Genomic DNA, 11962 nt, shown 5'->3' on the forward strand with positions numbered 1-11962 from the left:
TTGTGGCTTTGTGGTTCTTTGTGTCTCCGTGAGAAATCTAAGCTCAAGGAGAGCAAGCACAATGCCCACTCCACAACCTCAGATTCTAGCCACTGCGTTCTTTGCATCTTTGCGCACTTTGCGTGAAATCTGATCCCACTCTGTGACTCTGTGGTTCTTAGTGTCTCTGTGAGAAAAATCCCCACTCACAGGAATGCCTCACACAACTGTTGGGATACCCTCGGCATCTTTGCGAAGAATCTGATCAACTTTGTGGCTTCGTGGCTCTTTGTGTCTTTGTGAGAAATCTAAGCTCAAGGAGCGCAAGCACAATGCCCACTTCACAATCTCAGATTCTAGCCACTGCGTTCTTTGCTTCTTTGCGCACTTTGCGTGAAGTCCGATCCAACTTTGTGACTCTGTGAGGAAAACCCCACGAAAACTATCCTAAAATCCGTGCCCTCACATCCTCCGGCAACCGCGCCAAGAACGTCTCCTCATCCAACACCTCAACCTCCAACTGCTCTGCCTTCTGCAGCTTGCTGCCCGCCCCCGGCCCCGCAACCACGAAAGCCGTGTTCTTGCTCACGCTTCCTGCCGCCTTTCCGCCAAGGTCTATCACCAACGCTTCCGCAGCCTCGCGCGTGAACTGCTCCAGCTTGCCGGTGAACACCACCGTCTGCCCAGCAAAGAAATCCCCGCTTGGAGCCGCAGCTTCTACTGGAGCAACCCCAAGCGTCAGCATCCGGTCGATCAAATCCTGATTCTCCTGCTCCTCAAACCACTCTTGAATCTCCGACGCCGTCGTCGGCCCGACGTCCGCCACCGCCAGCAGCGCATCATAATCTGCCTCTCTCAGAGCCTGCAAAGTGCGGAAATGCGTCGCAAGCTCCTTCGCTCCCCGCTCCCCGACAAACCGGATCCCCAACCCAAACAGAAACTTATCCAAGGGCCGGGTCTTGCTCAACTCGATCGCTGCCAGCAGATTGTCCACGCTGGCCTCACCCATGCGATCCAACTGAACCAACTCCTCCCGCTTGTCTTTGAGCGAATACACACTCGGCAGATCGCTCAGATAGCCCAGTTCCAAGAATCTCTGAACCTGCTTATCCCCCAACCCCTCGATATCCATTGCCCCACGACTGGCAAAGTGAATGATCTTCGCCATGATCTGCGCCGGACAGCCCTTTTTGTTCGGGCAGCGCTGAATCACCTCGCCGGCTTTTTTCACTAACTCCGTGCCGCACTCAGGACAAACCACAGGCTCAACTGGCATCTCCGCACCCACTGGACGTTTTTCCAGCACCGGGCCAACCACTTCGGGAATCACATCCCCCGCCCGCTGAACAATAACGGTGTCCCCGATCATAACGCCCTTGCGGGTCATATCTTCATAGTTGTGGAGCGTCGCCCGGCTCACCGTCACACCCCCCACCGAAACCGGCTGAAGCTCCGCTACCGGAGTCACCGCGCCCGTCCGTCCAACCTGCCAAGTGATCCCCTCCAAAACCGTAAACGCCTGCTCGGCAGCGAACTTATAGGCCACCGCCCACCGAGGCCCCCGGGCCGTAAACCCAAGCTGATCTTGCAGGTCCAGGTCGTTGACCTTGATGACGATCCCGTCGATCCCAAAAGGAAGCGTCGGCCGCTTAACCGCCCACTCATTCACAAACCCGATCAAGCCCTCGATCCCTTTCACTTTGTGCGCCTCCGGGCGTGTCGCAAATCCAAGCTCACGAAGCCTCTGAATGGTCCCTTCCTGAGTGCTCGCAATGCGCGGCCCCGCGCCAAGGGCATAGCCAAAGAAGTTGAGCCGACGCTCAGCGGTGAGCCGACTGTCGAGCTGACGCAATCCACCGCTGGCGGCGTTGCGAGGGTTGGCAAAGACCTGCTCCCCCTTCTCGGCTCGCTTCTTGTTCAGCTCCTCGAAGACCTGCTTGAACATCAGCACTTCGCCCCGCACCTCGATCAATCCAGGCACTAGTGAACGCATCCGCAGTGGCACCCCTCCAACTGTCTTCACGTTCGGCGTCACGACCTCCCCAACTTCCCCATCACCCCGCGTCGTCGCCCGCTCAAGAAGACCATCCACATAGGTCAGCGAGATGGAAGCGCCGTCGAACTTCAACTCGGCGAAGTATTCGATCTCCTCTTCCGTGCCAAGCACCTTCTTCACCCGAGCATCGAAGGCCCGCAACTCGTCTTCGCCGAATGCGTTGTCGAGGGAGAGCATCGGCACACCGTGCTTGTGCTGCTCAAACCCTTTGATGGGGGGGCTGCCGACGCGCTGGGTTGGACTGTCGGGGGATTTCAGCTCAGGGTTGGCCTCCTCCAACTCGAGAAGCTCACGAAAAAGAAGGTCGTACTCGGTGTCGCCGATCTCTGGCTGGTCCAGCACATGGTAGAGATAGTTGTGCCGGTTCAATTCATCGCGAAGCTGCTGTGCGCGCTCGGTTGCGGACATGAAGAAATGTTACTCTTTGGGAGTGCGCGAATTTATTCGCGCTTTCATACGACCCGATTTATCGGGTCGCCTTCTTAAAAGATCAAAAGTCATCGAGGACGTTGACGCGGCTCGTATCAAAGCTCAGGACAGACTCGACAAAAGGGCGGTCCCCCTCTTCTTGTAGCCAACGGGCGGAACACCACCTGTATTCAATCGCATCGGTGACAATTCCATGCTTCACCGGATTGTTATGAACATAAGCAAGTCGAGCTAAATAGGACCTCTCAAAGGTAACCCTGGTGTCCCATGATCGGTACCAGACTGTTCTTCCAGGCTGACCGTCAATTTTATTCAGCTGTTGAGCAGTCATTGCGTGTAGGGCCTTCGTTAACTGACGTACTGCCCCGTCATGCTCTGGCGAGAATCCAACCAAGTGGTAATGATTCGGGAAGATTGCCCAGGCTTGTAATTGCCACCCCTGCGCCTCCACTGTTGAAAACAGAGCGTCCATTAACAAGTCGAGCTTTGCTGCTGAGTCAAACAGTTTGAGCTTGTGATAAGTCGCCGCCGTGATAATGTAAGTCCCTGGATGGGTCACGACCTTTGATGGTGCATGCGGCCAAGTCTTCACCTAACTTTATCCTCCTCAGAGGGATCGGCGATAACTCACCGATCCGGAAAAGCGCGAATGAATTCGCGCACTCCCAAAAATATACTATAATAGTAGACAAATCAGTACTATAGGAGTTTTCCTACTTTTCCACGTGCAAAAGATGTGTCTTGAAATCTCCCACAACCGCCCCGCACACTGGTCTCATCCCCGGCCAACCGAAGTCAGCCGGAGTTAATTCACAGAACTTCAATCATCAAAGAAAAGAGCATGCGCACCATCACGGAAGAACTGGTCCCATTGCATAGCCTGGAAGCGGAAATGAGCGCTCTAGGCTCGATGCTTTTCGGTGAGCGGCCTGCCGACGAGGTTTTCGCCATCCTCGATGAAGAGGATTTTTATAGGCCGGCTCATCGCGAAATCTACAGAGCCACGCGCCAATTGCAAAGGGACTCCAAGGCCATCGATCTGGTGACCTTGAAGCAAGAGCTCGTGCGTCGCGGGACATTGGAGGACGTCGGGGGCGAAGAGTATCTCATTCGCATCGCCGAGTTCGTTCCGAGTCCCGCGAACGCGGCTTTTTATGCGCAAATTGTTCAAGAAAACGCCACTTTAAGAAAGCTTGAAGGTGCAGGCCACGAAATCGTCAAAGTCGTGCGCGACCCGGAAGTTGACCTTCAAGGCAAAATCAACCGGGCCGAATCCGAAGTTTTTGCTGTAGGCCAAAAGCGGCTCGGGCGCGACTTCTTCTTGATGCGCGACCTCGCAAGAGACGTCATGCTCGACATCGACACGGTTCTCGAAACCGGAGTCGAATCGCATGGCCTTATGTCAGGTTTCTACGACCTTGACGACATGACGACCGGCTTTTACCCCGGCGACTTCGTCATCGTTGCCGCCCGCCCCGCGATGGGAAAAACATCGCTCGTCTTGCGAATGGCCCTCAACGTCGCCGAGAAAAATCAAGGCGCCGTCGCCGTCTTCTCCCTCGAAATGAGCGCGATCCAGCTTGCCAGAAGGCTCGTCTCGATGCTCAGCCGAGTGAATTCGCACGTCATGAAGAAGCCAAGCCTTGAGCCCTCCACACTCAAAAGGCTCGCCGACGCCTGCGAACACTTATATAGCCTGCCCCTCTTCATCGACGAAAGCTCAGATATCTCTGCCATGGAAATGCTTGGTAAGTGCCGACGCCTTGCCAAAGAACAAGGGCTATCCATGGTGATCGTCGACTACCTTCAGCTTATGCGAGGACACCGCCGAAGTGAAAACCGCGTACAGGAGGTCAGCGACATTGCGCGAGCATTGAAGACGATGGCAAAGGAACTCAAAGTCCCCGTCATCGCCCTAAGCCAGCTCAGCCGAGGCGTCGAACAACGCGACAACAAACGCCCCCAGCTCTCCGACCTTCGTGAATCGGGCTCCATCGAGGCCGAAGCCGACATGGTCATGTTCATATACCGCGAGCAGTATTACAAAGACCGAGATGCCGGACCAGACGATGAGCAGGTGCGTGAACCGGTTGAGCCCGCCGAGGTCATCATCGGCAAGCACCGAAACGGTCCGACGGGGACGGTACGGCTTGGCTTTGAGGCAAGCTACGCACTGTTCTCAAATCTGGCGAGATAATGCGCTGACAGGTAGTTGTCAATTTGTCGCGAGTTATTTACTGGTGACGGTAAAACTCCGCGTTGGCTTACTTGGATGTGTCGCTAAGACTGTCGTGTAACCGGACCCGTGGTAATCGTTAAACTGCGACCACCAACTGCCGATCCTCGAGTTACCACCGAACTCGGCGTTTCCGATGCGTGCACTTTGGTCCACACTGGTCCGACAACATGAACTGCTAAGAACCGTTCAAAGCCGTTCATCGATGCAAGAGACGCGCCAACGTGTTGTTCCGCCCAGTACCACAGACCGAACACCACCGCAAAACCACTGAATATTAACGCCAGAATTGCCTGTCCGACCTTCACAGCAATATTGTCGGGAGTTCCAGTGTGTTTTTTACACCCAAGTTTTGGGACTGTATCGTCTATATGACCAAGTTGAACCCCTACTTTAACCACCTGCCAACCACTTGCCGACTACCTGCCCACCACCTGCCAACCACTTGCCGACTACCTGCCAACCACCTGCCGACTACCTGCCGACTACTTGCCGACAACCTGCCAACCACCTGCCAACAACTTCATAATAGAAACCAATGCGGATTCTTGTCATCGGTTCGGGCGGACGTGAGCACGCCCTCGTATGGAAACTCGCTCAAGAAGCGGAAGTCTTTGCTGCCCCCGGCAACCCCGGCATCGCACAAATCTGCGAGTGCTTCCCTGTGTCCCCAACCGATCACAAAGCCGTCATTGACCTTGCCGTCAAGCTAACCGTTGACTTTGTCCTTGTTGGACCGGAGAACCCCCTCATCGACGGGCTTGGTAGCTCTCTCATAGAGTCAGGGATCCCCGTCGTCGGGCCCAACCCCGACGGCGCCCAGCTCGAAGGTTCCAAGGCTTTCTCCAAAGAGCTGATGGCCGATGCCCACATCCCCACCGCCGAATTCCAAATCTTCACTCACCCCGAACCCGCCAAGGATTACGTCAAGACTATGTTCGATGCGGGACGACAGGTGGCCGTCAAGGTCAGCGGGCTCGCCCTCGGCAAGGGTGTAACCGTCTGTTCAACCCTCGAAGAAGCCACTGAAGCGATCGACGCTGCAATGGTCGAGAAAGTCTTCGGCGATGCCGGGCATACATTGGTCATTGAGGAGCGGCTTACAGGCCGGGAGTTCAGCCTTCTCACACTGTGCAGCGGCACACACTTTCGTAGCCTGCCCGTAGCCCAAGACTACAAGCGGATTTTTGATGGCGACCGCGGCCCAAACACCGGGGGCATGGGCACATTCAGCCCCGTGCCCTGGATTACCGACGATATCGTTCGCCAAACAGAAGCAGCAGTTGTCGCTCCACTTCTCAATATGCTCAAGGACAGAGGCATCGACTACCGTGGTGTCCTCTTCTCAGGGCTGATGTTCGACGGCATGAAGATCAAGTGCCTTGAGTACAACGTTCGATTCGGAGATCCCGAGACTCAAAGCGTCATGAAACGGCTTGGTTCCGGGTTTGCCGCGGCTCTGTACGCTGTCGCAAAAGGGGAGCCGATACCCGCCTTCCAAGTGAAGCCAAATGCTGTGGTAACTGTCGTCCTCGCCAGCGCAAACTACCCCGCCGCTCCACAAACCAGCTTCCCGATCACGCTCCCTGAAACCATCCCCGATGGGCTAAATATCTTCCACGCAGGTACGAAAATCGTCGATGGCACACTCACGAACTCCGGGGGGCGCGTTCTGGCGGTATCTGCCGAAGCCCCCGATCTTGGACAAGCCCGCGAGACAGCTTACGACGTGGCAAAGCAGATCGCTTTCGAAGGTGTCCAGTACCGAACAGACATCGCCTCAATCTAAGGCCCACATCGGCAACTGGAACCCCTAAAAGCAAAATGCCCCGCGAATAAATCGCGGGGCAAATGCATGCGGACAGCTTAGTAAAGCTCGAATGCGAGGTCGTCCTTTCGTCCGTTGCAAGGGTCGATCAGCGGCTGATAAATCATGCCATTGTAGTCCACCTGGACTGCTGGGCAAAGATTTACACGCTGGTGTGCCGACCAAGCGAAGTCAGGGCGATCCGGATGTGCGCTCTCTGCATCATCCTCAGAAATCTGAAGCCAGAGCTTCGCGCCGCCAGGATACAGATAGTTCCACGGATTCAGCGGCTGCTTGAACCGGAAAACCTTCTGACCCGTGCAGTCTCCATCCACAAACTCCCAATACGGCTTGAGACAGTCGCTCCAAACCAACGCGTTCATGTCGGGCTGGCAGTTGCCATTGTCCTTATAGACCGCATAGTACATCGGTCGGCCAAGTTGGGCATCCGAGGAAACCGTCCCCCAATAGACGATGGTGCTGACAAGCACATCGTTGATGATGTAGAAATCATCAAGGGCGACCAGCTTGTAAGGCTTGGGATTGTCACATGAACGAACGACCGATTCCCAAGAAGCCAGCGGCCTTGTCCAAGGCTGAGACCAAACCTGCGAGAGCGCTCCCGAAGCCGTCATAACGGCAATCATCAATACTACGAACTTTTTCATCTCATTACCTCCCCTAAGACTTGTATATCACAAGTCTTTCTTGAGTAACAGATTCTATTATATACATTCTCTTCTACAAGAGATACAATTGTTATATTTAATTAATCCTATTTTTTATCGATCTGTATAATGTTAAATAATTCTACGGTATATGATTCTCTCAATAACATTATACTCTTATATCAATTGACTATTCCGTAGTAGGACAATAAAAAAGCCCCGAGCTCTTCTCGGGGCAAAGTTTCAGATTTTCCTAGTACAGTTCAAATGCCAAGTCGTCCTTCGCCCCGTTGCACGGGTCTTGCAGCGGTTGAATGAAATTACCATTCCAATCCCACTGCAAAGCAGGACATAGGTTAACCGATTGATGCGAAGACCACGCAAACTCCGGAGCTCCCGGATTGGCGCTGTTGCTGTCATCCTCCGCAATCTCAATCCAGTAGTGACCCGAGGAAAGGCGAAGAATGTTTAGCGGACTAAGCGCTTGCTTAAACCGAAAAACAAGCTGGCCCTGACAGTCGCAGTCCACAAACTCCCAATCGGGCTTGAGGCAGTCTTTCCAGACAAGAGAGTCGATAGCCGGCTGACAGTTGCCGTTATCCTTGTAGACGGCATAGTACATCGGGCGGCCGAGTTGAGCGAGATCGCGTACCGTTCCCCAATAGACGATCGTACTGATTCGAACGTCGTCGGTGCGGAAATCATCAAACGCGGCCAATTTGAACGGCTTTGGATTATCGCAAGAACGCACGACCGACATCCACGCGGGTAACGGACGAGTCCAAGGCTGTGACCAAACCTGAGACATTGCGGTGGAAGCAGCCATCGCAATCCCCAATAGTGCAATGATTCTCTTCATATCGTTACATCTCCATTTGCGAGCAGTGCCCGCTTCTTCCGACTATATAGTACTTCACATTTCTTTCATGTTTCACGATAACAGAAAAGAAATTTTAGAATCATTTTAGAGTCTTAAATCATAAGAACCATTACATTTTTACGTTAAATTAACCAAGCCTAAACTATTGCTTCCTAAATAGGCGGGTGAATCAAAAAGAAAGGGCCCGCCAAAAGGCAGGCCCTGACTCAGATTGACATCAATAAAGCTCGAAAGCGAGATCGTCTTTCTGCCCGTTGCACGGATCAATCAAAGGCTGAATGATCGCCCCTGTCGAGTCAAACTGCACAGCTGGGCACAGGTTGACTGGCTGGTGTGACGACCAAGCAAACTCCGGCACATTCGGATTCGCGCTCTGCGAATCGTCTTCCGAGATTTGCAGCCAATACTTGCCGAATGTCAGGAACGGCAGGTTGCCAACCGTAAGCGCTTGTTTGAACCTAAACACGCGCATGTTTTGGCAGTCGCCATCAACAAACTCCCAATCGGGCCGCAGGCAATCACGCCATACCATCGAATTCAGATCAGGCTGACAGTTGCCGTTATCCTTGTAGATCGCATAGAACATCGGTCGCCCAAGTTGAGCGAAGTTCGTGACGGTCCCCCAGTACACAATCGTGTTGAGAGTCACATAGTGATGATTCACCATAAAGTCGTCAAGCGCCATCAGACGATAGGGCTTGGGATTCGTGCAAGAACGTACCACCGACGTCCATGCTGGAAGCGGCCGCGTCCAAGGTTGCGACCATACCTGTGACATTGCGCTCGAAGCCACCACCGCAATGCCCAAAATACACAGTAATTTTTTCATCTCCAATTTCCTTCCAATAGCCACAGATTGTTGTGTACATTGGAATATACAGATTACAACACTAATCTACATATTATCAGGATTCTTGGCATGAATATTTATTGAGATATTTGAATAAGAATGATCAAATATTAAACTATAGACGTTGCGTGATTCGCAAGCAAGATAATAACATAAAGAGAATTCGTTGCCATCTTCATGCTTTATGATTACTGATTAAATCAAATAAGTACAACGAATAATCTCAAACGTACGTAAAGATTTCCAGAAGTAGGAGTTCTGCAATCACGACCGCATTCCGGCAAAAAAGTCCCGAACGACGCACGCAGAACCCAGCCCAAAACGCCTATCGTTCGGGCCAGAAGAGTGGATTATCGCGGATGACGCACCAGGGTCAACCCCTGCTCGCCATACTCGCTCTTGTTGTATTCGACCGCCTTGAGAGAGTCGCCATCCAGAACGAACACATACCGATCCTCGGTACCTGGTGGCACGGTCACAAGCGCTTCGACAAGGTCCCCATTGAGCGCCCAGTTCCCCTTAAAAGCCGGAACGTCACCCTTCCCCTCATAAACAAACTTCAGTGTAAACGTCTGATCGCTGTTGAGGGTCAACGTAATCGTGCGATCGGGGGAGCCTGCCTTCGAAGTCGTCATCGAATACGAGCCCACATACTTCGTTTGCTGAGCCTCCGACAGCGCCGATTTCACCGGCGACTGGCCTGCCGAAACATCAGGCGGCGGCTCCGATGGAGAAGGGCTGCCACTTGGCTTTGAGCATCCCACAACTGCAAGGGCCGCAAAGCAACCTAAGACGAACCGCATACTAAAGAGTATGATTCATTCCGGCCGAAACAGCCCACAGGAGAGGAAGCATAGGCCCTCTCCAATCAAGCCTGACTAAAGCCCAGCCAGAACTTGCTGAACAGCCGCAAAATCCGGCATGTCCTTGGGCTCAGGCGTTTGCTGTGCATAACGCACAACGCCACTCTTGTCGATAACCACAACAACCCTCGCCGCCGACGGCCCCAACCCAGCCAAATCGGGCAGAACGGCGTCATAAGCGTTGATCACTTCCCTCTTATAATCGCTCAGCAAGGTTGTCGTAATTCCACTTTGTGCGGCCCAAGCCTTCAGGGCAAAGGGAGTGTCTGCGCTGATACCAAAGACCTGAGTGTTCTCGTCGGCCTTAAACCCAAGCCCTTGGCTCACATCGCAAAGCTCTTGGGTGCACGGTCCAGAGAAAGCGGCCGGAAAGAACAGCAAAACCGTGTTCTTCTTGCCAAAGCCATCACTCAGTTTGACTTCTGTCATCTCCGAATTCTTAAGCACAAAATCGGGGGCGGGATCTCCTATATTTAGCGGCATTTGAATCTACTCCTATGAATTCCTCAGTCATACCCGCTCGCTCGGCTTAGCCGCTTGTGCGTGGTTCACGTAGTTTCGCATAACAGCGGAACTTAGCGTATCGACCCCACGGTACTCACCTACAACTGTGTGTGGAAGTGTTATGTGTTGTTGAAAGAGGGAATAGAACCAGATTTTGAAGTGAGGATCGACCCTGATTCTCGCGAACCTGTTTACCGCCAGATCGCCGAGCAGCTCAAATCGAAGATAATCGAAGGAGTCATCCTGCCCGGACAATCGCTTCCGACGGTACGCCAGCTCGCCGACCGCCTCAGCGTCTCGAACTTTACCGTCCTGCATGCCTACGGTCTTCTCCAACAGCAGAACCTGATCGAAAGCACGATCGGACGCGGCACCGTCGTAAGCAAGCGGGCCTTCCGCGAGCAAGGCGAGTTCCTCATCCGGCAGCTCGCCCACTCCGGCCCCTTCAACGCTTTCGAAGACCTCAGCGAGGCCGCCGGAATTCGGTCACTCGCCACGGCCTGCCCCGATCCTGCCCTGTTCCACGCTGACGAGTTCTGGGCCGAACTCTATGCGCTTGGAAAGGGTTCGCATTGGCAGATGTACTATTCGCCACCCCATGGCGAACCCGAGCTCATCTCCGCAGTACAGAACCTGCTGCGCAAAGATCGAATCATCGCGACACCATCGCACGTGGTCATCACCAGCGGCTCGACCCACGCCATGACGCTTGCCGTCGATGTCGTCTGCGATCCAGGGGACACCGTTCTCGTCGAATCTCCATCCTTCCTCGGGTCAGAATCCTTCTTCGCCCACCGTCGCGTACGCCCGATTCCCGTACCAAGAACGGCAGAAGGGTTCGATATCGACGCAATTCTTGCCCTCATCAAAAAGCACCGTCCCAAATGCTTTATCCTAAGCCCCTCGTATTCGGCGCCCACGGGCTATCAGCTCAGCTACGAACAGCGGGAAGCGATTGCCCAGATCGCAAACGACCAGCAGATCTTCGTTCTCGAAAACGAAAGCTTCTCTCGAATCCGCTACGATGGCGACGCATTGCCGCCGATCACCGCGTTCGGAAGAGGCAGCGGGCGGGTGATCCATATCGGCTCATTCTCCTACATGCTCACACCAGGACTTCGGCTGGGATACATCGCCTCGCAAATCAACATTTCAAAGAGAATCGCCGACAGGCTGCGCGCCCAACAGCTCTCGCTTTGTCGATTCACCCAGCTCGCGACAGCCTCATATCTGAAAAACGGTTCCTTGGACACCCACCTCCAGCGAGTGTTGCCCAAATACAGGCTTCGCAGGGACGCCATGCTGCAAGCGCTCGAAACATCCATGCCTGCCGGAACGCAGTGGTCATGGCCAGAAGGTGGCTTTAGCACTTGGGTTGAGCTTCCAGCTGGACGAGACTACAGCAAGCTCTATCAGCAGGCCGTCGAGCACGGCACCGCTTTCGCCGGCGGAGGTTTGTTCTTGGGTTGTCACGAAAAAGAGCGATGCATGAGGCTTACTTTTGGCATGCAATCGACCAGCGCCATCCAAGAAGCTGTTCGGATTCTCGGCAAGCTTGTCGAAAGTTCACCAACAACGTAGGGTTTCCTTTGCTTCCCGAAGCCTGAGGCGGGTATCCTACGGTGTCACCTTTGATACGCCACGGCCAAGTGCGCGGAATGCATGGAAGCGTGCCGAAGAGGGGGGTGTT

10 protein-coding genes are annotated in these 11962 nt (G+C 53.9%); 3 read left to right on the forward strand and 7 right to left on the reverse strand.

The window, feature by feature from the left end; translation table 11 throughout:
• Nucleotides 1-421: 421 nt before the first annotated feature.
• Both ligA and KF784_10520 read right to left on the reverse strand, forming a co-directional pair.
• Nucleotides 422-2443 (reverse strand): NAD-dependent DNA ligase LigA, encoded by a 2022-nt coding sequence (gene ligA, locus KF784_10515; GenBank protein MBX3119490.1) that lies wholly within the window; start codon nucleotides 2441-2443, stop codon nucleotides 422-424.
• 82 nt (nucleotides 2444-2525) lie between these two features.
• Complete coding sequence (locus tag KF784_10520; GenBank protein MBX3119491.1) at nucleotides 2526-3056, reverse strand: transposase; 531 nt, start codon at nucleotides 3054-3056, stop codon at nucleotides 2526-2528.
• Between the two features lie 249 nt (nucleotides 3057-3305).
• On the opposite strand from KF784_10520, the gene dnaB reads away from it, so the two are divergent.
• Together dnaB and purD are read left to right on the forward strand one after the other, a co-directional pair.
• Entirely contained in the window at nucleotides 3306-4661 is a 1356-nt protein-coding gene (gene dnaB, locus KF784_10525) for a replicative DNA helicase (protein ID MBX3119492.1), read from the forward strand.
• 577 nt (nucleotides 4662-5238) lie between these two features.
• The gene (gene purD, locus KF784_10530; GenBank protein MBX3119493.1) at nucleotides 5239-6489 is read left to right on the forward strand and encodes a phosphoribosylamine--glycine ligase; all 1251 of its coding nucleotides are present in this window, start codon (nucleotides 5239-5241) and stop codon (nucleotides 6487-6489) included.
• 77 nt (nucleotides 6490-6566) lie between these two features.
• Here the strand turns inward: purD and KF784_10535 are convergent, their stop codons facing one another.
• The 5 genes from KF784_10535 to KF784_10555 all read right to left on the reverse strand — a co-directional run bounded on the left by KF784_10535 (nucleotide 6567) and on the right by KF784_10555 (nucleotide 10251).
• The gene (locus KF784_10535) at nucleotides 6567-7175 is read right to left on the reverse strand and encodes a hypothetical protein (protein MBX3119494.1); all 609 of its coding nucleotides are present in this window, start codon (nucleotides 7173-7175) and stop codon (nucleotides 6567-6569) included.
• Nucleotides 7176-7428: 253 nt separating this feature from the next.
• The gene (locus tag KF784_10540; GenBank protein ID MBX3119495.1) at nucleotides 7429-8034 is read right to left on the reverse strand and encodes a hypothetical protein; all 606 of its coding nucleotides are present in this window, start codon (nucleotides 8032-8034) and stop codon (nucleotides 7429-7431) included.
• Between the two features lie 238 nt (nucleotides 8035-8272).
• Nucleotides 8273-8884, reverse strand: coding sequence for a hypothetical protein (locus KF784_10545; protein ID MBX3119496.1), 612 nt, complete (start codon nucleotides 8882-8884; stop codon nucleotides 8273-8275).
• A gap of 371 nt (nucleotides 8885-9255) precedes the next feature.
• Nucleotides 9256-9708, reverse strand: coding sequence for a hypothetical protein (locus KF784_10550; protein ID MBX3119497.1), 453 nt, complete (start codon nucleotides 9706-9708; stop codon nucleotides 9256-9258).
• 75 nt (nucleotides 9709-9783) lie between these two features.
• The gene (locus KF784_10555) at nucleotides 9784-10251 is read right to left on the reverse strand and encodes a redoxin domain-containing protein (GenBank protein ID MBX3119498.1); all 468 of its coding nucleotides are present in this window, start codon (nucleotides 10249-10251) and stop codon (nucleotides 9784-9786) included.
• A 144-nt stretch (nucleotides 10252-10395) separates the two neighbouring features.
• On the opposite strand from KF784_10555, the gene KF784_10560 reads away from it, so the two are divergent.
• Entirely contained in the window at nucleotides 10396-11853 is a 1458-nt protein-coding gene (locus tag KF784_10560; protein ID MBX3119499.1) for a PLP-dependent aminotransferase family protein, read from the forward strand.
• The last annotated feature ends 109 nt before the right edge of the window (nucleotides 11854-11962 follow it).

Source organism: Fimbriimonadaceae bacterium (genome assembly GCA_019638775.1).
In the GTDB taxonomy this organism is placed as follows: Bacteria; Armatimonadota; Fimbriimonadia; order Fimbriimonadales; family Fimbriimonadaceae; genus JAHBTD01.

Bases quoted from the DNA above. Each gene is read 5' to 3' on its own strand.
- KF784_10540 (MBX3119495.1), bottom strand. From the start codon at position 8,034: ATGAAGAGAATCATTGCACTATTGGGGATTGCGATGGCTGCTTCCACC.
- KF784_10555 (MBX3119498.1), bottom strand. From the start codon at position 10,251: ATGCCGCTAAATATAGGAGATCCCGCCCCCGATTTTGTGCTTAAGAAT.
- KF784_10550 (MBX3119497.1), bottom strand. From the start codon at position 9,708: ATGCGGTTCGTCTTAGGTTGCTTTGCGGCCCTTGCAGTTGTGGGATGC.
- KF784_10545 (MBX3119496.1), bottom strand. From the start codon at position 8,884: ATGAAAAAATTACTGTGTATTTTGGGCATTGCGGTGGTGGCTTCGAGC.
- ligA (MBX3119490.1), bottom strand. From the start codon at position 2,443: ATGTCCGCAACCGAGCGCGCACAGCAGCTTCGCGATGAATTGAACCGG.
- KF784_10535 (MBX3119494.1), bottom strand. From the start codon at position 7,175: ATGAAAAAGTTCGTAGTATTGATGATTGCCGTTATGACGGCTTCGGGA.
- dnaB (MBX3119492.1), top strand. From the start codon at position 3,306: ATGCGCACCATCACGGAAGAACTGGTCCCATTGCATAGCCTGGAAGCG.
- purD (MBX3119493.1), top strand. From the start codon at position 5,239: ATGCGGATTCTTGTCATCGGTTCGGGCGGACGTGAGCACGCCCTCGTA.